This window comes from Streptomyces sp. CA-142005, assembly GCF_050942335.1.
Taxonomy (GTDB): Bacteria; Actinomycetota; Actinomycetes; order Streptomycetales; family Streptomycetaceae; genus Streptomyces.
In genome coordinates, this window is record NZ_CP192078.1 from 3450866 (window position 1) to 3470215 (window position 19350).

The 19350-nt window shown below is 73.0% G+C and carries 21 protein-coding genes; 12 read left to right on the forward strand and 9 right to left on the reverse strand.

The annotated features are described in order from the left end of the window. The first annotated feature begins 18 nt into the window (after positions 1–18). The 3 genes from ACQPXS_RS16310 (at position 19) to ACQPXS_RS16320 (ending at position 2962) form a co-directional block, all read left to right on the forward strand. Positions 19–972 carry an N-acetylmuramoyl-L-alanine amidase gene (locus ACQPXS_RS16310; protein WP_433449999.1) on the forward strand — a complete coding sequence of 318 codons (954 nt, stop codon included), beginning with the start codon at positions 19–21 and terminating at the stop codon, positions 970–972. 116 nt (positions 973–1088) lie between these two features. Next, positions 1089–1838, forward strand: a complete 750-nt coding sequence (locus ACQPXS_RS16315; RefSeq protein ID WP_433450000.1) for a hypothetical protein — start codon at positions 1089–1091, stop codon at positions 1836–1838. A gap of 104 nt (positions 1839–1942) precedes the next feature. Next, positions 1943–2962, forward strand: a complete 1020-nt coding sequence (locus ACQPXS_RS16320; protein WP_433450001.1) for an LLM class F420-dependent oxidoreductase — start codon at positions 1943–1945, stop codon at positions 2960–2962. Here the strand turns inward: ACQPXS_RS16320 and ACQPXS_RS16325 are convergent. After that, the gene (locus ACQPXS_RS16325) at positions 2959–3522 is read right to left on the reverse strand and encodes a hypothetical protein (RefSeq protein ID WP_433450002.1); all 564 of its coding nucleotides are present in this window, start codon (positions 3520–3522) and stop codon (positions 2959–2961) included. The two genes, ACQPXS_RS16320 and ACQPXS_RS16325, sit on opposite strands and share 4 nt — an antisense overlap. A gap of 128 nt (positions 3523–3650) precedes the next feature. Between ACQPXS_RS16325 and ACQPXS_RS16330 the strand changes: the two genes are divergently transcribed. Continuing rightward, positions 3651–3944 carry a hypothetical protein gene (locus ACQPXS_RS16330; protein ID WP_351798243.1) on the forward strand — a complete coding sequence of 98 codons (294 nt, stop codon included), beginning with the start codon at positions 3651–3653 and terminating at the stop codon, positions 3942–3944. A gap of 33 nt (positions 3945–3977) precedes the next feature. Here ACQPXS_RS16330 and ACQPXS_RS16335 read toward each other — a convergent pair whose 3' ends face one another. Genes ACQPXS_RS16335 through ACQPXS_RS16345 form a run of 3 tightly spaced genes read right to left on the reverse strand, consistent with a single transcriptional unit; the run spans position 3978 to position 7275 of the window. Further along, positions 3978–5045 carry a prenyltransferase/squalene oxidase repeat-containing protein gene (locus tag ACQPXS_RS16335; protein WP_365325358.1) on the reverse strand — a complete coding sequence of 356 codons (1068 nt, stop codon included), beginning with the start codon at positions 5043–5045 and terminating at the stop codon, positions 3978–3980. After that, the gene (locus ACQPXS_RS16340) at positions 5042–5788 is read right to left on the reverse strand and encodes a class I SAM-dependent methyltransferase (protein WP_351798239.1); all 747 of its coding nucleotides are present in this window, start codon (positions 5786–5788) and stop codon (positions 5042–5044) included. Before ACQPXS_RS16340 ends, ACQPXS_RS16335 begins: the two co-directional genes overlap by 4 nt. After that, positions 5782–7275: a glycosyltransferase family 4 protein gene (locus ACQPXS_RS16345; RefSeq protein ID WP_433450003.1), complete on the reverse strand. Its 1494-nt coding sequence runs from the start codon at positions 7273–7275 to the stop codon at positions 5782–5784. The genes ACQPXS_RS16340 and ACQPXS_RS16345 overlap by 7 nt, the downstream gene beginning before the upstream one ends. Positions 7276–7495: 220 nt before the next feature. On the opposite strand from ACQPXS_RS16345, the gene ACQPXS_RS16350 reads away from it, so the two are divergent. Then, entirely contained in the window at positions 7496–8116 is a 621-nt protein-coding gene (locus ACQPXS_RS16350; protein WP_351798235.1) for a TetR family transcriptional regulator, read from the forward strand. Between the two features lie 3 nt (positions 8117–8119). Here the strand turns inward: ACQPXS_RS16350 and ACQPXS_RS16355 are convergent, their stop codons facing one another. The 5 genes from ACQPXS_RS16355 to ACQPXS_RS16375 form a co-directional block, all read right to left on the reverse strand. Beyond that, positions 8120–8983, reverse strand: coding sequence for a tetratricopeptide repeat protein (locus ACQPXS_RS16355; protein ID WP_356303101.1), 864 nt, complete (start codon positions 8981–8983; stop codon positions 8120–8122). A gap of 63 nt (positions 8984–9046) precedes the next feature. Further along, the gene (locus ACQPXS_RS16360) at positions 9047–9280 is read right to left on the reverse strand and encodes a ferredoxin (RefSeq protein WP_356303098.1); all 234 of its coding nucleotides are present in this window, start codon (positions 9278–9280) and stop codon (positions 9047–9049) included. Positions 9281–9283: 3 nt separating this feature from the next. Then, on the reverse strand, positions 9284–10735 hold the full coding sequence (locus tag ACQPXS_RS16365; RefSeq protein WP_433450005.1) for an aldehyde dehydrogenase: 1452 nt from the start codon (positions 10733–10735) through the stop codon (positions 9284–9286). 108 nt (positions 10736–10843) lie between these two features. Next, positions 10844–11578 carry a carbonic anhydrase gene (locus ACQPXS_RS16370; protein ID WP_433450006.1) on the reverse strand — a complete coding sequence of 245 codons (735 nt, stop codon included), beginning with the start codon at positions 11576–11578 and terminating at the stop codon, positions 10844–10846. A 35-nt stretch (positions 11579–11613) separates the two neighbouring features. After that, positions 11614–11763 (reverse strand): hypothetical protein, encoded by a 150-nt coding sequence (locus ACQPXS_RS16375; RefSeq protein WP_433450007.1) that lies wholly within the window; start codon positions 11761–11763, stop codon positions 11614–11616. A 66-nt stretch (positions 11764–11829) separates the two neighbouring features. Between ACQPXS_RS16375 and ACQPXS_RS16380 the strand changes: the two genes are divergently transcribed. The 7 genes from ACQPXS_RS16380 (at position 11830) to ACQPXS_RS16410 (ending at position 19203) form a co-directional block, all read left to right on the forward strand. Beyond that, entirely contained in the window at positions 11830–12852 is a 1023-nt protein-coding gene (locus ACQPXS_RS16380) for an MBL fold metallo-hydrolase (protein ID WP_433450008.1), read from the forward strand. A 53-nt stretch (positions 12853–12905) separates the two neighbouring features. Then, on the forward strand, positions 12906–13268 hold the full coding sequence (locus ACQPXS_RS16385) for a nuclear transport factor 2 family protein (protein ID WP_433450009.1): 363 nt from the start codon (positions 12906–12908) through the stop codon (positions 13266–13268). Positions 13269–13499: 231 nt separating this feature from the next. Continuing rightward, a complete protein-coding gene (locus ACQPXS_RS16390; protein WP_433450010.1) occupies positions 13500–14732 on the forward strand; it encodes a prenyltransferase/squalene oxidase repeat-containing protein in 1233 nt (410 codons plus the stop codon). Continuing rightward, complete coding sequence (locus ACQPXS_RS16395) at positions 14729–15382, forward strand: SCO2322 family protein (protein ID WP_433450012.1); 654 nt, start codon at positions 14729–14731, stop codon at positions 15380–15382. Before ACQPXS_RS16390 ends, ACQPXS_RS16395 begins: the two co-directional genes overlap by 4 nt. Then, complete coding sequence (locus ACQPXS_RS16400; RefSeq protein WP_433450013.1) at positions 15369–16541, forward strand: CbiQ family ECF transporter T component; 1173 nt, start codon at positions 15369–15371, stop codon at positions 16539–16541. The genes ACQPXS_RS16395 and ACQPXS_RS16400 overlap by 14 nt, the downstream gene beginning before the upstream one ends. Next, positions 16538–18283: an ABC transporter ATP-binding protein gene (locus ACQPXS_RS16405; protein WP_433450014.1), complete on the forward strand. Its 1746-nt coding sequence runs from the start codon at positions 16538–16540 to the stop codon at positions 18281–18283. The genes ACQPXS_RS16400 and ACQPXS_RS16405 overlap by 4 nt, the downstream gene beginning before the upstream one ends. After that, the gene (locus tag ACQPXS_RS16410; protein ID WP_433450015.1) at positions 18280–19203 is read left to right on the forward strand and encodes an ECF transporter S component; all 924 of its coding nucleotides are present in this window, start codon (positions 18280–18282) and stop codon (positions 19201–19203) included. Before ACQPXS_RS16405 ends, ACQPXS_RS16410 begins: the two co-directional genes overlap by 4 nt. The last annotated feature ends 147 nt before the right edge of the window (positions 19204–19350 follow it).

A 19350-nucleotide genomic window follows, 5' to 3' on the forward strand; every position in this document is an offset into this window, starting at 1 on the left:
CCGGTTAGAGTCGCTGACGTGTCGTACCTAGGCCCGGAGTTCGATCCCCCGCAGCCGCGCCGGCCCCGGCGCGGCCCGCTGACCGTGGCGCTCGCCGCGCTCGTGCCCGGTGCGCTGCTCGGCTGGGTGGTGTACGAGGCGGTGGGCGGCGGAACCGGCGACGGCGGCGTGCGTACCGCCTCCGCCGCTCCGGCGTCCGGTACGTCCGCCGCGCCCTCCCCGTCCGCCCGCTCGGCTTCCCCCTCCGCCGCGACGGACGACGGCAAGCGGCCCTCGGGAGGTTCCGCGTCCGGCCCGCTCAAGGGCAAGGTCGTCGTCATCGACCCCGGGCACAACCCGGGCAACTTCCAGCACACGGCCGAGATCAACCGCAAGGTGGACATCGGCACGAACCGCAAGGAATGTGACACCACCGGGACGTCCACCAACGACGGTTACACCGAGGCCCGGTTCACCCTCGACGTCGCCCACCGGCTGCGCTCGCTGCTGGAGAAGCAGGGCGCCACGGTGAAGCTGACCCATGACGGCGACAGCCCGGCCTGGGGCCCGTGTGTCGACCAGCGGGCGAGGATCGGCAACGACGCGCACGCCGACGCCGCCATCTCCCTCCACGCCGACGGATCGGCGCAGGGCAACCGCGGCTTCCACGTCATCCTGCCGGGCTCGGTGCACTCCGGCGCCGCGGACACCCGCCGCATCGTCGGACCCTCGCACGACCTCGGTGTGCGCGTCGCCGGGAACTACCTGCGCGAGACCGGCGAGCCGCCGTCCAACTACCTCGGAAACGGTACCGGTCTCGTCACACGCACGGACCTGGGCGGTCTCAATCTGTCAACGGTTCCCAAGGTGTTCATCGAGTGCGGCAACATGCGCGATAGCAAGGACGCGGCACTGCTGACCAGCGGCGCCTGGCGGCAGAAGGCGGCGCAAGGGATCTCTGAGGGAATCGTGAGTTTCCTGCGCGGTTCGTGACCGACGGGCGGAACCGGCCGGACAGCCGGATCTTGCGGACGGTAGTGTCTACCGACGACGAGACGACTCACGAAGGACCTGAAGTGAATATCCGCTCCCTCACTAGAGGCGATGGCGTGGTGATCGGAGCAGCGGTGGTGCTGTTCATCGCGTCGTTCCTCACCTTCCAGAGCTACTCCGCCTTCGGCTCCTCGGCCAGCCGGAACGCGTGGGACGACCTGGGCATGGGCCTGGGTATCTACATGGGCGCGGTCATCGGTGCCGTCCTCATCGTCGTCAACCGCTGCCTGCCGCAGCCCCGCAAGGTGCTCGGGCTCGACCTCGGCCAGGTCGGCACCGCGTTCCCGGTCCTGGCGGCCTGGACGCTGCTGTGGACGCTGATCGACCTGCCGGACGGTGTGGACGCCGGTGCCGGTCTCATCCTCGGTCTCATCGCCGCTCTGGTTATCGCGGGCGGCGCCATCGCCACCCCGCTCTCCCCGCCGCTGCAGGCCGCCCTGATGCCGGCCCCCAAGCCGGTCGCCCCGCAGCCCTACGGCGCCCAGCCGCCCGGTGGTTACGGCTACCCGGGCGCCCAGCCGCAGCAGCCGTACGGTGCCCAGCCGCAGCCGGGCCAGCCGTTCGGGCAGCAGCAGGGCGCTCCGGCGGCCGCGCAGCCGCCCGTCGGTGATTTCTCGCCGTTCTGGTTCGCCGTGCCGGTGACCCGTCCGCTGTTCGCGGAGGACGGCTCGCCGACCCCGATCGCCGAACTGGCGCCCGGTACCTGGTACTTGGCCGTCGAGCAGCGCGGTGCCGCGCTGGTCGCGCAGACCCAGGACGGCCGCCGCGGCGTCCTGCAGGACACCTCCGGCATCCAGCGCGGCTGAGCCCCGCAACCGGCGCGCACGGCCCCTCGCCCTTCCGGGCGGGGGGCCGTTGTCGTACAGTCGCCTCCCGGCAGCGAACTGACGAACCGTCAGGAGGGCAGGCTATGCGGCTCGGTCTCGCACTCGGTTACTGGGGACGCGGCCCGGATGCCGGTCATGTGCCGCTCGCCCAGGAGGCGGAGCGGCTCGGCTATCACTCGGTGTGGACGGCGGAGTCCTGGGGCTCGGACGCCTTCACCCCGCTGACCTGGATCGCCGCACACACGTCAACGATCAGGCTGGGTACGGCCGTTGCCCAGATGGCCGCCCGCTCGCCGACCACCACCGCGATGCACGCGCTCACCCTGGACCACCTCTCCGGCGGGCGGATGATGCTCGGGCTCGGGCTGTCCGGTCCGCAGGTGGTGGAGGGCTGGTACGGCCGCCCGTTCCCGAAGTCGCCGCTGACCGCGACCCGGGAGTACGTGGACGTCGTACGGCAGGTGCTGCGGCGCGAGGCGCCGGTGGCCTCCGGCGGACGCTTCCACCCGCTGCCCTACCGGGGGCCGGACGGCACCGGGCTCGGCAAGCCGCTGAAGCCGATCACCCACCCCCTGCGGGCCGGCCTGCCCGTCCTGCTCGGCGCCGAGGGCCCGAAGAACGTGGCCCAGACCGTCCGCATCGCCGACGGCTGGCTGCCGCTGTACTGGGCGCCGAGCCGGCCCGAGGTGTACGGGGACGTGGTGCGGGCGCTGCCGGAGGGGTTCCTGGTGGCTCCGATGGCCCGGGTGAAGGTGTGCGACGACGTGGCCGAGGGGCTGCTGCCCGTGAAGGCCATGCTCGGCTTCTACATCGGCGGGATGGGCCACGCCTCCCGCAACTTCCACGCCGACCTCATGGCGCGCATGGGATACGAGAAGGAGGCCCGGCGGATCCAGGAGCTGTTCCTCGCCGGGCGGCGCCAGGAGGCGGTGCTGGCCGTGCCGGACGCCTTCGCCGACGAGATCTCCCTGGTCGGCCCGCGCGAACGCATCGCCGAGCGGCTTGAGTTGTGGCGTGCGGGCCCGGTGACGGACCTGCTGGCCCTGTCACCGGACCCGCACTCCCTCAGGGTGCTGGCGGAGCTGAACTCCCGGCTGGGCTAGCTGCCCTTGGCGAGCTCGGAGGCCGACGGCACCTTGTTCTTCACCGGGGCGCCGGCACTGCTGCCCGCGTCCTTGACCTTGTTGATCACGTCGTCGAAGGAGCCGGCCGCTTTCGTGTCGCCGCTGCGGAGCTTGGCCGGCAGGCTCTTCAGGGCCGCGATGCCGGCGCTGATCGGGGCGAGCGCCTTGGCCAGCTTCGGGTCGCCCTGGGCGTTCTTCTCGGCGGCCTTGAGGCGGTTGTAGGTGAAGGCACCGGCCAGACCGGCCTTCACCAGGGCCGACTTGCGGCCCTTGGCGCCCTTCTTGAACTTGCCCGCCTTCCAGGGCTTCACGATCCACTGGTAGGTCGCGCCCGCCGCGAGGCCGGCGTTCGCCACGAACCGGGTCTTGGCGAACTTCTGCCGTTGCGCGGACGTCGTCGGGCCGGGGGTGTCGGCGGTCGGGACCGTCCCGGTGTCCTTCGTGCTGCTCTTCTCGCTGCCGCCGCAGGCGGTGGTACCGGCCAGCAGGGCGCAGCTGAGCGTGAGCGCGACGACGAGGCGCCGTATGGGTACGGGCACGGGGTCCTCCGGACGTGTCCTCCCCGAGCGGACTGCTTCCTCCGGCAGCCTCACCCAGGACTGCCGGGTACGCCACTCGGCCGCCGCCGTCGGGGTTTCACCGCTCGCCGCCCGGCAATCCGGAAGGTATGTCCCCTCGATATCGCAACAGTGCGAATCAGGCCGGGACGGTCATCGCGGTCGTCGCCGATGTCATGGCGCTGATCCTCGGCCTGTGGATCCTCATGTACCTGCTGGACGCCAACCGCGCCAACAGCCTGGTCCAGTTCATCCACCACGCCGCGGCCTGGCTGGCGGGCTGGTCCCACGACCTGTTCACGTTCGACGAGGCGTGGGCGAGGGTCGTGGCCGGCTACGGCCTCGCGGCGGTCGTGTACCTGTTCGTGGGCCACGCCATCGCCAACCGCATACACCGGCACTGAAACGCCCCGTCGAGAACGCGTGCCGCGAACCGCCTAACAGCAGTCCGGATCGAGCCCCGTCGGCAGGTGCTCCCCGCCGAAGACGGCGCACGTCGCCTCGTGGCCGCCCAGCGCCGCGACGGCGAGGAGCAGGGAGCCGGCCGTCCAGGTGGTCAGCTCGCGGGGCCAGATCGCGTCGTCCTCGAAGACGTAGCCCGTCCAGTACAGGCCGCTCACCGGGTCGCGCAGGTGCTGGATGGACTGGAGGATCTCCAGGGCGCGGTCCGACTCCCCCACCGCCCACAGGGCCAAGGCGAGTTCGCTGGACTCGCCGCCGGTGACCCACGGGTTGGGGACCACGCAGCGCACGCCGACGCCGGGTACGACGAAAAGGTCCCAGGACTTCGCTATCCGGTCCTTGGCCTCCTCGCCGGTCAGCGCGCCGCCGAGGACCGGGTAGTACCAGTCCATCGAGTAGCGGTCCTTGTCGAGGAAGCGCTCGGGGTGCCGGCGGATCGCGTGGCGCAGTGCCCCGACCGCCAACTCCCAGTCCGGCTGCGGCTCTTCGCGCTGCTCGGCGATGGCGAGCGCGCAGCGCAGCGCGTGGTGGATCGAGGAACTGCCGGTCAGCAGGGCGTCCGCGGTGGGCGTGCCGTCGTCCTCGCGGCGCCAGCCGATCTGGCCGCCGGGCTGCTGGAGGGCGAGCACCCACTCCATGGCCGCGTAGACGCAGGGCCACATGCGGTCCAGGAACGTGTCGTCGCCGGTGGAGAGATAGTGGTGCCACACGCCCACGGCTATGTAGGCGACGAAGTTCGACTCGCGGGCCCGGTCGGTGACGTCGTCGTGGGCGCCGTCGGCGTAGGCGGCGTGCCAGGAGCCGTCCTCGTTCTGGTGCCGGGCCAGCCACTCGTAGGCCCGCTCGGCGGCCTCGTGTTCGCCGGCCGCGTCCAGGGCCATCGCGGCCTCGGTGTGGTCCCACGGGTCCAGGTGATGCCCGCGGAACCACGGGATCGCGCCGTCCTCCCGCTGCACAGCCAGGATGCCGCGCACGGTCGCGGCGGCCTGCCCGGCGGTGAGGACCCCGGGCAGGACGAGGTGTTCTGTCCGGGGGGTGGTCACTCGGCGGCCGCCTCTTCGGCGAGACGCGGCAGGTGCGGCTTGGTCGCGTAGACCACGAAGCTCTTGCCGATCAGCGGGTTCAGCGCCTGCTCGGCGACCCGCGTGGCGAGCGGCTTCTTCATGATGTCCCAGACCAGCAGCTTGTGGTACGCCCGCACCGGCAGCGCCTTGTCGTTGTCGACGCCGAACGCGCACTTCAGCCACCAGTACGGCGAGTGCAGCGCGTGCGCGTGATGGCTGCCGTACGGCTTCAGGCCCGCCTCGCGGATCTTCGCCACGAGTTCGTCGGCCTTGTAGATGCGGATGTGGCCGCCCTCGACCTCGTGGTAGGCGTCGGACAGCGCCCAGCAGACCTTCTCCGGCCCGTAGCGCGGCACGGTGACGGCGAGACGGCCGCCCGGCTTGAGCACGCGGACCATCTCGGCGAGCACGCCCTTGTCGTCGGGGATGTGCTCCATCACCTCGGAGATGATGACCACGTCGAAGGACTCGTCCGGGAAGGGAAGGGCGAGCGCGTCGCCCTCCATGGCCGTGGCGGTGGCGCCCTCGGGTGCCTCCCCGGCCTCCTTCATCGCCGCGAACCACTTGGCGACCTCGCGGATCTCCTCGCCGTTCTGGTCCAGGGCCACGACCCGGGCGCCGCGCCGGTAGCACTCGAAGGCGTGCCGGCCGGCCCCGCAGCCGAGGTCCAGGACTCGGTCGCCCGGGGCGAGCGGGAACCGGGAGAAGTCGACGGTCAGCACGTGGCCCTGCTTTCGGAAGAGACAACACTTGCCGAGGCCGCGGAGGCGACGCTCGTCGGGGTCGCGGAGGCAGCGCTCGGTGAGGCCGCGGAGCGGCCGGGAGTCCGGGGCGCGGTGGGGGTCCCCCCGCGCGAGCCGGTTCGAGCGTGGGGGCGGCTGAGGCCCGCCGCGGTGCGGTGGGCGCCCGCGGAGCGGGCGATGGCCTCGCGGTAGTGGGCGACCGTGCCCTCCGCGGCGCGGGCCCAGGTGAACTTCCGCAGCACCCGCTCACGGCCGGCGCGGCCGAGCCGGACCCGGAGCTCGCGGTCCCCCAGCAGCCGGCCGAGCCCCGCGGCCAGCGCCCCCGCGTCGCCGGGCGGCACGGCCAGGCAGGTCTCGCCGTCGCGGCCGGCGACCTCGGGGATCGCGCCGCCGGTCGTGGCGACCAGCGGGGTGCCGGTGGCCATGGCCTCGGCGGCGGGCAGCGAGAAGCCCTCGTACAGCGAGGGCACGCAGGCGACCTCGGCGGAGCGGATCAGGTCGACGAGTTCGGCGTCGGAGATGCCCTTGACGAACTCGACGGCGCCTTCGAGGCCGTACCGCTCGATCGCCGCCGCGACCGGCCCCTCCTCGGGGCGCTTGCCGACGACGACGAGATGGGCGGCCGGGTGCTCGGTGCGCACCTTGGCCAGCGCCTCCACCAGGAACACCAGCCCCTTGAGCGGCACATCGGCGCTGGAGGTGGTGACGATCCGGCCCGGCACCTCGGGCACGGCCGGATTCGGCGCGAACAGATCGGTGTCGGCGCCGATGTGGACCACGTGCACGCGGTCCTCGCGGACGCCGAGGTGGTCCACGATCTCCTGCCGGGAGGTGCCGGAGACGGTGAGGACCGAGGGCAGCCGGCGCGAGACGCGCTTCTGCATCCGGGTGAAGGCGTACCAGCGGCGCACCGAGTAGCGGCGCTGCCAGCCCTCGGCCGCGTCCAGCTCCAGCTGCCGGTCGACGGTGATGGGGTGGTGGATGGTGGTCACCAGGGGCGCGCCGATGTCGCCGAGCAGCCCGTACCCGAGGGTCTGGTTGTCGTGGACGACGTCGAACTCGCCGCGCCGGGCGCGCAGATGGCGGCGCGCGCGCAGGGAGAAGGTCAGCGGCTCGGGAAAGCCGCCGGTCCACATCGTCGCGACTTCCAGGGCGTCGATCCAGTCCCGGTACTCGTCCCGTCCCGGGGTGCGGAAGGGGTCGGGCTGGCGGTAGAGGTCGAGGCTGGGCAGCTCGGTCAGCGTGAGTCCGGGATATCCCTCGTCGAGCACGGGGTACGGCTGCGAGCCGATGACCTCGACCCGGTGCCCGAGCCGGGCCAGCTCACGCGAGAGATGCCGTACGTAGACGCCCTGACCGCCGCAGAACGGGTTCCCTTTATAGGTGAGGAGCGCGATGTCGAGCGGTCGCTCGCCGTCGGTGGCAGGGCCTTGATCGACGCCCGCCACACGGGCCTCAGCGGTCACTCCGTGCCCCCTTCTGCCTGCGCTGTCCCGCGAGACTACGTCGGGACGCTAATCTAGAACAAGTTTCAGACTTGATCGTTCAAGAGGCTCTGAATCTACCGGCAGGTAGGGGCGCTGTGAGCAGTGGATCAGGTGATTCGCGCCACGGCGCGTCGCCCTGCCATGCTGTCTGATCACGTGCCCCACAGACGCCTTCACCGACTGTCACGGAACGGGACCCATGCCTGCGGAAGCCAGTGTTTCGAGGCCCCCCTCGCCGCCGCTCACCGAGCGCCAGGAGGCCCGCCGTCGCCGGATCCTGCACGCGAGCGCCCAGCTGGCCAGCCGGGGCGGTTTCGACGCCGTGCAGATGCGCGAGGTCGCCGAGTCCTCCCAGGTGGCCCTCGGCACCCTGTACCGCTACTTCCCCTCCAAGGTCCACCTGCTGGTGGCGACGATGCAGGACCAGCTGGAGCACATGCACGGCACCCTGCGGAAGAAGCCCCCGTCCGGTGACACGGCCGCCGAGCGGGTCGCCGAGACCCTCATGCGGGCCTTCCGCGCCCTGCAGCGCGAGCCGCACCTGGCCGACGCGATGGTCCGCGCCCTGACCTTCGCCGACCGCAGTGTCTCGCCGGAGGTCGACCAGGTCTCGCGCCAGACGACCCTGATCATCCTGGACGCGATGGGCCTGGAGAACCCCACTCCCGAGCAGCTCTCGGCGGTCCGCGTCATCGAGCACACCTGGCACTCGGCCCTGATCACCTGGCTCTCGGGCCGCGCCTCCATCGCCCAGGTGAAGATCGACATCGAGACGGTGTGCCGCCTGATCGACCTGACGGAGCCGGGCGGGCGCGCCTGACCCTCAGCCGGCCGGGGCCAGGTCGCTCCAGGCGCGCCCCGAAGGAGCCTGAGCGGCCCACAGGTCCAGCAGCCGCCGGGCCTCCTCCTCCGACGCCGCCAGGGAGACCCGCTGGACGCCCCCGTGGGTGTTGCGTTCGCGTTCCAGCGTGCCCTCGCTGCAGCAGGCGCACAGCAGCTCGAAGCTGCTGTGCGGCTCGGCCCCGTAGTCCCGGGCCACGAAGACGTCGATCAGGGCCTCGACGTCGGCGGCCTCGGCGGCGTTCACCGTCACGGTGAGCGTCGGCAGGTCGGAGGCCTCGAAGAGGAGGAGTTCGTCGAAGACGGGGTATTCGCGGCCGTCCACGACCCGGTGGCCCTTCGGCTCGCCGTCGTGGACGACGATCTCGCCGAAGCGGCGGCCGGCGGTCCCCGGTACGTTCATGACGCGGCCGCGCGTCGGGCACAGCCGCTCGATCCAGACGACCTCCCGCTCCCCGCCCGTGTCGAGACGGACGCACGCCTGCCCGAACCGGCCGTCGATCTCGCCCTCCCCGTCCGGGAGCCGGATGCCGAAGCCGGTCCACGCCTCCCGGGCCGTCGCCCAGTCGCGCTGGATGGTGGCGGCGATGCCGAGGTTCCAGTACGCCGGGTCGCCCTCGCCGCGCGGTGCGCGGGCGGCGGCCTCGCGGCCCAGCTCGTACGCCTTGGCCCAGTTGCGCAGGAACTTGTGGGCGAGCGCGGCGTCGTACCACCACACCGCGCTCGGGGTCTCGTCCGGGTAGTGCGCGAGCACGCGCTCGTAGAGGTCGGCAGCACGCAGCCACTCCTCGGCGTCCCACTCCTCGCGCGCCCGCCTGATCAGCTCGACCGCCTCGGACCTGTCCACGCTTCCCCGCCCCTGCTCGTTCCGTTGGAGACCGCAGGAGGGTAACCCGGGGCACGGACACGCCTACTCCTCGGGCGGGAACACCGCCTCCCCGCTCTCCAGCAGCGTGATCACGATCGCCTCCACCGGGCAGCCCTCGGCCGCCTCCAGGACGGGTTCGGCGGCGTCGGTGTCCGGGTCCACCGGATGGGACTGGCGGGCGGAGTCGAGACGGAAGGAGTGCGGGGCGTGGTGGAGGCACTGGGCCGAGCCGATGCACAGCGACCGGTCGACCTCGACGTGCCAGCGGTCGCCCATGGCCTACGCCCCCGCCGGCAGGTGGATCATCTTGTGCTCCAGGTAGGCGCCGTACCCCTCCGGGCCGAACTCCCGCCCCAGCCCGGAGTTCTTGTAGCCGCCGAACGGGCCCAGCATGTCCAGGCTGAAGGTGTTGACCGAGTAGGTGCCGGTGCGGACCTGCCGCGCCACGTCGATGCCGTGCTCGACGTCGGCCGTCCACACGCTGCCGGACAGGCCGTAGTCCGAGTCGTTGGCGATCTTCACGGCCTCGGTCTCGTCGCCGTACGGGAGCAGGCAGATGACCGGGCCGAAGATCTCCTCGCGGGCGATCCGCATGGAGTTGTCCACGTCTCCGAAGAGGGTCGGTTCGACGTACCAGCCCTTCTCCAGCCCCGCCGGCCGGCCGCCGCCGGTGAGGACCTTGGCGCCTTCCTCCTGGCCGATCCGGATGTAGTCGAGGTTGCGCTGCTGCTGGCGGCGGGCGACCAGCGGGCCGACCTGGGTCGCCGGGTCCAGCGGGTCGCCGACGCGCAGCGCGCCGGCCGCCGCCGCGAAGGCGTCGGCGAACTCGTCGTAGCGGGCGCTCGGGACGAGGATGCGGGTCTGGGCCACGCACGCCTGCCCGTTGTTCATCCAGGCCGCCGGGACGATGCCCGACACGGCCGCCTGGAGATCGGCGTCCGGCAGCACCAGCGCCGCCGACTTCCCGCCCAGCTCCAGCGTGACCCGGGTGAGGTTGCGGGCGGCGACCTCCATCACGCGCTTGCCGGCCGCGACCGAGCCGGTGAAGGAGATCTTGTCGACGCCGGGGTGGCCGACCAGGTACTCGCTGACCTCGCGGTCGGCGGGCAGGATGGAGAGCACGCCCTCGGGCAGACCGGCCTCCCGCGCGATCTCCCCCAGGAGGTACGCGTCGAGCGGGGACTCCGGGGACGGCTTCAGTACGGCCGTGCAGCCGGCCAGCAGCGCGGGCGCGAGCTTGGCGGCGGCGACGAACTGCGGGACGTTCCAGGGGACCACGGCCGCGACCACACCGACCGGTTCGCGGCGGACGATGATCGGGCCAAGGACGCCGTCCCGGCGCTCCTCGTACGTGTGGTCCCGCGCGACCCTGATCGCGGCGTCCCACACCATCATCGCGCCGAGCGCCTGGGCGAGGACGCTCCAGGAGTACGGGGAGCCGTTCTGGGCAGAGATCACCCGGGCGATCTCCTCGTGCCGGGCCGCGATACCGTCCTTGATGCGGGTGACGACCTCGATCCGCTCCTCCAGTGTCGCCCGCGGCCACGGCCCCTCGTCGAAGGCGCGGCGCGCGACGGCCACGGCCCGGTCCACGTCCTGCCGGGAGGCGTGCGGCACCCGGCCGATGACCTCCTCGGTGTGCGGGGAGACCACCTCGATGACGTCCTCGCCCAGGGGCTCGGTCAACTCCCCGCCTATGAACAGCTGTCCGTGTTCCACGAGCTCGGTCATGGCCGATTGCCTCCCACCGCACCGCATGTTTCTGACGCTGTTTCAGAACTGATATCAGTTCTAGTTATAGGGGGCAATGCTCGGCGCCGCCGTCGGCCGGACGGCCGGTCAGGAAGGCGCGCCCGCCAGGACGTCCACCTTCCCGGTGTCGAGGGAGTAGTAGGCGCCGACCACGGCAAGGCTGCCCTTTCTCACGAGGGGGGCCAGGTCCCGGTTCTGGCGCAGGTCGGCCGCGGTCAGCTCGGCCTGCGCGCGGGCCATGGTCTCGACCGGGTCGGCGCCGCCCTTCTTGACCGCCTGTTCGTACGCCGGACGCAGAGCCCTGGCGATCGATTCGAGATTCCCCGGCAGCCGCTTGCCGCCGTGGAGCGACTTGTACGCCGCCTCGATGGCGCCGCACCGCTGATGCCCCAGGACCACGACGAGCGGAGTGCCGCTCGTCATGGGCCCGTACTCCACGGACCCGGTGACCACCGGCCCGACCGCCTCCCCGCCGGTGCGCATCACGTACAGGGCGCCCAGCCCGGTGTCGAAGATGAGTTCCGGCGGCACCCGGGAGTCGATACAGGAGAGGATCGCCCCGAACGGCTTCTGCCCCTGGGCCACGAACTGGCGCCGGTTCGGGTCCCGGTCGGGGTGCTGAAGGCCTCCGCTCACCCACCGCTTGTTGCCGTCCATCAGCCTCGCGAACGCCGCGGCGGGCGTCGTCGGGCTAGCTTCCGGTGAGGCACTGGCCTTCATGAGGGTGGCACTCGTCGATGAGCACCCCGCGAGCACGGCACTGGAGACCGCGAGTCCACCGGCGAGCAGGGTCCTGCGATTCAGGTGTTCCACTGCGGCCACCGGTCCTTCCTCCCTCAATCCGCCCAGACGCGTACCTACGTCATGACCAGGCGATTGTTCAGCCCGGCCGGGAAGCCGGCCCGCAGGCACAAGCGGGCGGCGGCCGCTTTCCCGCAGACGGCCCACAGAACGCGGGCCGGCATGCGGGCGACAAAGCGGGTGCTCAGCACTGTCTGACGTGTCATCAGTTCTCGTTATAGTGGGCCATGGCCACGGGCCGGCGGGTGGAGGGGCGGAGGGGCGGAGGGGCGATGGTGACGACGTTCGAGTACGGTGGGGGCGTACGGTCGGTGGCGGTTCCCATTCCGGACAATCCCCTCGGTCACACGCTGGTCTACGTCGTGCAGAGCGACCGCGGTCCGGTGCTGGTCGACACCGGGTGGGACGATCCGGCGTCCTGGGACACGCTCGTGGCGGGGCTGGCCGCGTGCGGTACGGCGGTGGCGGAGGTGTACGGCGTCGTCGTCACGCATCACCACCCGGACCACCACGGCCTGTCGGCGCGGGTGCGCGAGGCCTCCGGCGCCTGGGTGGCGATGCACGCCGCCGACACCGCGGTCGTACGGCGCACCCGGGAGGCCCGGCCGGAGCGCTGGTTCGGCTACATGCATGCCAAACTCGCCGCCGCCGGCGCGCCCGAGGAACACCTGGCGCCGCTCCTCGCCCCCCGCACCCTGCCCGGACTCTCCCCCGCCCTCCCGGACCGGGAGATCGTCCCCGGCGAGCTCCTCGACCTGCCCGGCCGCAGGCTGCGCGCGATCTGGACGCCGGGCCACACACCGGGCCACGTCTGCCTGCACCTGGAGGAGGAGCACCCGGACCGACGGCTTCCGGGGCACGGGCGGCTGTTCAGCGGTGACCACCTCCTGCCCCGGATCACCCCGCACATCGGCCTGTACGAGGACCCGGACGACGCGACCGTGACCGACCCCCTCGGCGACTACCTCGACTCCCTGGAGCGGATCGGCCGTCTCGCCCCCGCCGAGGTCCTCCCCGCGCACCAGCACGCCTTCACCGACGCGCCGGGCCGGGTGCGGGAGTTGCTCGACCACCACGAGGAGCGCCTGGCCGGCCTGCTCGCGCTGCTCGCCGAGCCGCTCACGCCCTGGCAGCTCGCCGAGCGCATGGAGTGGAACCGCCCCTGGGCCGAGATCCCCTACGGCTCCCGGAACATCGCCGTCTCGGAGGCCGAGGCCCATGTGCGCCGCCTGGTGAAGCAGGGCCGGGCGGAGCCGGTGGCGGGGAGCGAGCCGGTGGCCTACGTGGCGGTCTGAGTGGCGGTCCAATCGGTTCGCCTCGTCTCGCGTGCCCCTGTTATGACAGCCCCATGGACCCCTTGCAGCGGCTTCTCGCCGAGCGCGCCCGTGAGCGCCTGATCGTCGACTTCGTCCACCGCCTCGACCTCGGTGAACCGGCGTCGGTGGGCGAGCTGTTCACCGAGGACGGCACCTGGGAGTGGCCCCCGCCGGGGGACGGGCGCCGGATCGAGGGCCGGGAGGCCCTGCGCGCGTACTTCGGCTCCCGGCCCGGCGGCCCCATCCCCTCCGGTCCGCCCGTCCAGGTGGGCCACTACGAGGACGCCTTCCGCCGGCTCGACGGCGACTGGCTGATCACCTCCCGCACGCTGCACCTGCCCTTCGGCGGCCCGACCCCGACAGCCACTGCTCAGGCCGCTGAAGGCTGCCGGTAAAGTGGCGGGGTCGTCATCACACCCGTTCGGGGGAAAGCCGGTGCAATTCCGGCGCTGACCCGCAACCGTGAGCCGCCGTAAGGCGGTGAGCCGGAACGCCCCGGCGGGACGTTGACCGGCTCGCGTGCGTCGGCGGTCCGCCGCGCACGGCACCGTCGAGGTTTACGGAGCCGAGCCGCCCGGGGGGTTTCCCGTGCTGCCGGTTCCCCACAGGAGAGGCAGTCGCCGACCATGAACGTCCGCCGCAGTGCCGCGGCTCTCGCCGCCATAGGCGTGCTGGCCGCCGCCGCACCCGCCACGGCCGCCGGCCAGTCCCCGTCTCCCTCCCCGAAGGCCGCGCTCCCGTCCGGGCTGTACGGCACCTCCGACCCGACCTACGACGGCGTGTGGCGCCAGTCGCTGACGATCGTCGCCCAGCGGACCCTCGGTTACCGGCCCGCGGCGAAGGCCGTGGACTGGCTCGCCGGTCAGCAGTGCGCGAACGGCGCCTTCGCCGCGTTCCGCGCCGCCCCCGCCAAGGCCTGCGACGCCAAGGTCATGGTGGACACCAACAGCACGGCCGCCGCGGTCCAGGCCCTGAAGGCGGCCGGCGGGCACGACGACGCCGTCGGCAAGGCGGTGACCTGGCTGAAGTCCGTGCAGAACAAGGACGGCGGCTGGGGCTACTCGCCGGGCGGGCCCAGCGACACCAACTCCACCTCCGTCGTCATCGGCGCGCTCGCGGCGGCCGGTACGGATCCGGCGAGCGTCGGCAAGGCGGGCAAGTCCCCCTACGACCTCCTGGCCGCCATGTCCCTCCCCTGCGGCCGGGACGGCGGCGGCGCCCTCGCCTACCAGCCGGACAAGAAGGGCAAGTTGCCCGCCAACGCGGACGCCACGGCGGCCGGGGTGCTCGGCGCGCTCGGCAAGGGGTTCGTGGTCCAGGCCGGCAAGGCGCCCGCGCACGACGCGTGCGACAAGGCCGACCGTCCCGGCCCGGCCCAGGTCGCCGACAACGCCGGCGCCTATCTGGCGGCCGCCGTCGGAAAGACCGGGCACCTGCAGTCCACCCTCCCCGGCGCCAAGGCCCAGCCGGACTTCGGCAACACCGCGGACACGGTCGTCGCGCTCGCCGCGGACGGCCGGACCGAGCAGGCGAAGAAGGCGTACGGCTGGCTGGAGAAGAACGCCGGGCACTGGGCGGCGCAGAGCGGTCCGGCGGCGTACGCCCAGCTGATCCTCGCTGCGCACGCGGTCGGCGCGCAGCCCGGCGACTTCGGCGGGACCAGCCTGGTCCGGTCCCTCAACGAGCTCGGCCCGGCCCCGGCCATGGACTCCGCCGCGCACGGGACCAAGAAGGCCGAGCAGCCGGAGACGTCCGACAGCGGCTCAGGTTCCGGCGTCTGGTGGTTCGTCGGCGTCTGCCTCGTCGCGGGCATCGGCGTCGGCTTCCTGCTCAGCGGCCGGAAGAAGCGGCAGCCGTGACCGCCGTCCGCCGCGCCGCGGGCCTGCTGTGCGCCGCGCTCGCCCTGCTGGCCGGGGCGGCGGGCCAGGCGCAGGCCACCGGCTACCGCTACTGGTCGTTCTGGGAGCGCGACGACGGCCACTGGACGTACGCCACGCAGGGCCCGTCGACGGCCCGTCCCGACGACGGCGCCGTGCAGGGCTTCCGCTTCGCAGTGAGCGAGGACTCGTCGGACGCCAGCCGGCCGCGCGGGGCGGCGGACTTCGGCACGATCTGCGCGGGCACGCCCGCCAAGTCCGGTACGAAGCGGGTGGCACTCGTCCTCGACTTCGGCACCGCCCCGGACGCGCCGTCCGGCGAGACACCGCCGGCCCGCCGCACCGCGTGCGCGCGGGTCCCGGCCGACGCCACGACCGCCGACGCCCTGGCGGCCGTCGCACCGCCCCTGCGCTACGACACCAACGCCCTGCTGTGCGCGATCTCCGGGTATCCGCAGAAGGGGTGCGGGGAGCAGGTGGCCTCCGGCCGGAAGCCGGGCGCCCACAAGGAGAAGAGCGGCGGCTCGGGCGGCGGGCCCTCCCTGGGGTTGCCGATCGGCGCGGGAGCCGTCGCCATGCTGGCAGGCGCGGCGGTGTGGCAGTACCGACGGCGACGCGATGACTCCGTCTGACGGCGTGCCGGTGGGAGCTGATCGCTCCCCCTGCGGGGCACGTCGGCGCCGGGCCACCGTTCACCCCGGTGCCTGGTGGCTCTGGTCGCTCTCCCTCGGCACCGCCGCCACCCGCACCACCAACCCCCTCCTCCTCGCGCTCCTCATATCCGCCTCCGCCTACGTCGTGGCGACGCACCGCGGCGACACCGGCACGGCCACCGCCCACGCCTACACCGCCTTCGCCAAACTCGCTCTCGCCGTCCTCCTCGTCCGCCTTCTCTTCGCGGTGGCGCTGGGCTCCCCCATCCCCGGCACCCACACCGTCCTCACGCTCCCCGAGGTCCCCCTCCCCCACTGGGCACAGGGCATCCGCCTGGGCGGGAAGGTGACGGCGGAGGCGCTCGTCTTCGCCGCGTACGACGGGCTGAAGCTGGCCACCCTCCTGATCTGCGTCGGCGCGGCGAACGCGCTCGCGAGCCCCGCCCGCCTGCTCAAGTCCCTCCCCGGCGCCCTGTACGAGACCGGCGTCGCCGTGGTCGTCGCGCTCACCTTCGCCCCGCACCTCATCGCCGACGTCCAGCGCCTGCGGGCCGCCCGTCGGCTGCGCGGCCGCCCGGACCGGGGCCTGCGGGGCCTGCTCCAGGTCGGACTGCCGGTGCTGGAGGGCGCGTTGGAGCGCTCGGTGGCGCTCGCCGCCGCGATGGAGGCCCGAGGCTACGGCCGCACCGTCGAGGTCTCCGCCCGCGTCCGCCGTACGACGGCCGCGCTCACCCTCGGCGGCCTGCTCGGCGTGTGCGCGGGGACGTACGGCCTGCTCACCGCCGAGGGCGGTACCTACGGCGTCCCGCTCCTCCTCGCCGGTGTCGTCGCCGCGCTCGCGGGGCTGCGCCTCGGCGGCCGGCGTTCGCCGCGCACCCGGTACCGCCCGGACCCGTGGGACGCCCGGGCCTGGCTGGTCACCGGCGCCGGCGCCGCGGTGGCCGCGCTGCTCAGCCTGGCCTCCGCCCGCGACCCGGAGGCGCTGCACCCCGGGGTCGTCCCCCTCGTCGCCCCCGCCCTCCCCCTGTGGCCGGCCGCGGCGATCCTCCTCGCCCTCCTCCCCGCCTTCGTCGTCCCCCAGGACCGCAGGGACCCCCAGGACCCCAAGGACCCCCAGGACCCCAAGGAGCCGTCGTGATTCGCTTCGAGGATGTCAGCGTGACGTACGACGGTGCGGCCGAACCCACCGTCCGAGGCGTTGACTTCGAGGTGCCGGAGGGCGAACTCGTGCTGCTCGTCGGACCGTCCGGGGTCGGCAAGTCGACCGTGCTCGGCGCGGTGAGCGGTCTCGTGCCGCACTTCACCGGCGGCACCCTGCGCGGCCGTGTCACGGTGGCGGGCCGGGACACCCGCGCCCACAAGCCGCGCGAGCTCGCCGACGTGGTCGGCACGGTGGGGCAGGACCCGCTCGCCCACTTCGTGACCGACACGGTGGAGGACGAACTCGCCTACGGCATGGAGTCGTTGGGCCTCGCCCCGGAGGTCATGCGGCGCCGGGTGGAGGAGACCCTCGATCTGCTGGGCCTGGCCGGACTGCGCGACCGCCCGATCGCCACGCTCTCCGGTGGCCAGCGGCAGCGGGTCGCGATCGGCTCGGTCCTCACCCCGCATCCCCGGGTGCTGGTCCTGGACGAGCCGACCTCGGCCCTGGACCCGGCCGCGGCGGAGGAGGTCCTGGCGGTGCTCCAGCGCCTGGTGCACGACCTCGGCACGACGATCCTGATGGCCGAGCACCGTCTGGAGCGCGTGATCCACTACGCCGACCGAGCCGTCCTCCTGCCCGGTCCCGGCGAGGCCCCGATCGTCGGCTCCCTGCCCGAGGTGATGGCGGTCTCCCCGGTCCACCCCCCGGTGGTCGCCCTGGGCCGCCTCGCGGGCTGGTCCCCCCTCCCCCTCACGGTCCGGGACGCCCGCCGCCAGGCCGGTCCCCTGCGCGAACGCCTGGCCGCATCCGCCGCCGCGGGTCCGCGTGCCACTGCGGCCGCGGGTGCGTCCAGGCTGGTCGCGCAGCTCCCCGCGCCCCCTCGGGGCGCCACCCCCCTGGCCGCGGACAGCCCGGCCGGCACCGGCGCAGGGCGCCGCCTCTGGTTCCGTCACCGCCCGGCCCCCGCCCCGGAGCCCCGGCGACCACACATCGCCGAGGTCCGCTCCCTCTCCGTCCGCCGGGCCCGCGTCGACGCCCTGCGGCACATCGACCTCACCGTCGCCCCCGGCGAGACCGTCGCCCTCATGGGCCGCAACGGCGCCGGCAAGTCCACCCTGCTCAACGCGCTCGTCGGCCTGGTGGCACCCGGCGCCGGGAGCGTCCGGGTCGGCGGAGTCGAACCCCACCGCACCGCACCCCCCGACCTCGTACGCCGCGTCGGCCTGGTCCCGCAGGAACCGCGGGATCTCCTGTACGCCGACACGGTCGCCGACGAGTGCGCGGCGGCCGACCGGGACGCGGGAGCCGAGCCGGGGACCTGCCGGGCGCTGGTGTCCGAGCTGCTGCCAGGGATCACGGACGGCACCCACCCCCGCGACCTGTCCGAGGGGCAGTGCCTGGCGCTCACTCTGGCCGTGGTGCTGACCGCCCGCCCGCCCCTCCTGCTGCTGGACGAGCCGACCCGCGGCCTGGACTACGCGGCCAAGGCCCGCCTGGTGACCGTGCTGCGCGGCCTCGCCGCCGAGGGGCACGCGATCGTGCTGGCCACGCATGACGTGGAGCTGGCCGCCGAGATCGCGCACCGGGTGGTCCTGCTCGCCGAGGGGGAGGTCATAGCCGACGGACCGACCGCGCACATCGTCGTCTCCTCACCGTCCTTCGCCCCGCAGGTGACGAAGATCCTCGCCCCGCAGCAGTGGCTCACCGTGGCCGAGGTACGAGAGGCCCTGGCATGAGCCCGATCACTCCGGCGAGCGCGGTGAGTCACATAGGTACCGTGAGCCCCACCCGCCTTCACGCCATCCGTCTAGGCCCCCGCTCGCTCGCCGCGCTGGCCCTGGTCAGCGCGGTCGGCGTGGCCGGCTTCGGGTGGCCCTTCCTCGCTCCGCCCAGCTCGCAGCTCAGTGCCCACGCCCAGGACGCGCCCTGGCTCTTCGCGGGCCTTCTCGTCCTCCTGGTAGCGGTCGTGGCGGCGACGATCTCGGAGTCGGATCTCGGGCCGAAGGCCGTGGCCATGCTGGGCGTGCTGGCGGCGACGGGGGCCGCGCTGCGTCCGATCGGCGCGGGTACGGCGGGCATCGAGCCGATGTTCTTCCTGATGGTGCTCAGCGGGCGGGTGCTGGGCCCCGGCTTCGGCTTCACCCTGGGCTCGGTGACCATGTTCGCGTCCGCCCTGCTCACGGGCGGGGTCGGACCGTGGCTGCCGTTCCAGATGCTGTCGATGGGCTGGTTCACGATGGGCGCCGGGCTGCTCCCGGGCCCGGTCCGGCTGCGCGGCCGGTTCGAGTTGTTGCTCCTCGCGGTCTACGGCTTCCTCGCCGCCTTCGCCTACGGCACGGTCATGAACCTGGCCGGCTGGCCGTTCATGGGAGCCGCCGCCTCGGACATCTCCTTCGACGCCCAGGCCTCCGTCCCCGCCAACCTGGCCCGTTTCGTGGCCTACTGCCTGGCCACCTCGCTCGGCTGGGACCTCGGGCGGGCCCTGTGCACGGTGGTGCTGACCCTCGTGCTCGGCCCGGCCGTGCTGCGCGCGCTGCGCCGGGCCACCCGCCGGGCCGCCTTCGAGACCGCGGTCACATTCGACGGCCCGGAACGCTCACGTGACGGGTCCGGCGCTTCACACAGTGCAAGCGAGACGGTGAAGCGCCCCACATGACGCAGGTCACCTACGATCCGCGACAGTAGCGCCGAATGTCCGTTACGGACCTTAGTGCACCCTCGCTGACCTGCACATTGAGACCCAGGCCACAGAGTCGGCGGTTCCCGTCGATCCGGCCACAACTAGTAAAAGGGGTCATTGCGG

Bases quoted from the DNA above. Each gene is read 5' to 3' on its own strand.
- ACQPXS_RS16385 (WP_433450009.1), top strand. From the start codon at position 12,906: ATGGACCCCTTGCAGCGGCTTCTCGCCGAGCGCGCCCGTGAGCGCCTG.
- ACQPXS_RS16410 (WP_433450015.1), top strand. From the start codon at position 18,280: ATGAGCCCGATCACTCCGGCGAGCGCGGTGAGTCACATAGGTACCGTG.
- ACQPXS_RS16365 (WP_433450005.1), bottom strand. From the start codon at position 10,735: ATGACCGAGCTCGTGGAACACGGACAGCTGTTCATAGGCGGGGAGTTG.
- ACQPXS_RS16375 (WP_433450007.1), bottom strand. From the start codon at position 11,763: ATGACACGTCAGACAGTGCTGAGCACCCGCTTTGTCGCCCGCATGCCG.
- ACQPXS_RS16320 (WP_433450001.1), top strand. From the start codon at position 1,943: ATGCGGCTCGGTCTCGCACTCGGTTACTGGGGACGCGGCCCGGATGCC.
- ACQPXS_RS16360 (WP_356303098.1), bottom strand. From the start codon at position 9,280: ATGGGCGACCGCTGGCACGTCGAGGTCGACCGGTCGCTGTGCATCGGC.
- ACQPXS_RS16400 (WP_433450013.1), top strand. From the start codon at position 15,369: ATGACTCCGTCTGACGGCGTGCCGGTGGGAGCTGATCGCTCCCCCTGC.
- ACQPXS_RS16380 (WP_433450008.1), top strand. From the start codon at position 11,830: ATGGTGACGACGTTCGAGTACGGTGGGGGCGTACGGTCGGTGGCGGTT.
- ACQPXS_RS16390 (WP_433450010.1), top strand. From the start codon at position 13,500: ATGAACGTCCGCCGCAGTGCCGCGGCTCTCGCCGCCATAGGCGTGCTG.
- ACQPXS_RS16330 (WP_351798243.1), top strand. From the start codon at position 3,651: ATGTCCCCTCGATATCGCAACAGTGCGAATCAGGCCGGGACGGTCATC.
- ACQPXS_RS16350 (WP_351798235.1), top strand. From the start codon at position 7,496: ATGCCTGCGGAAGCCAGTGTTTCGAGGCCCCCCTCGCCGCCGCTCACC.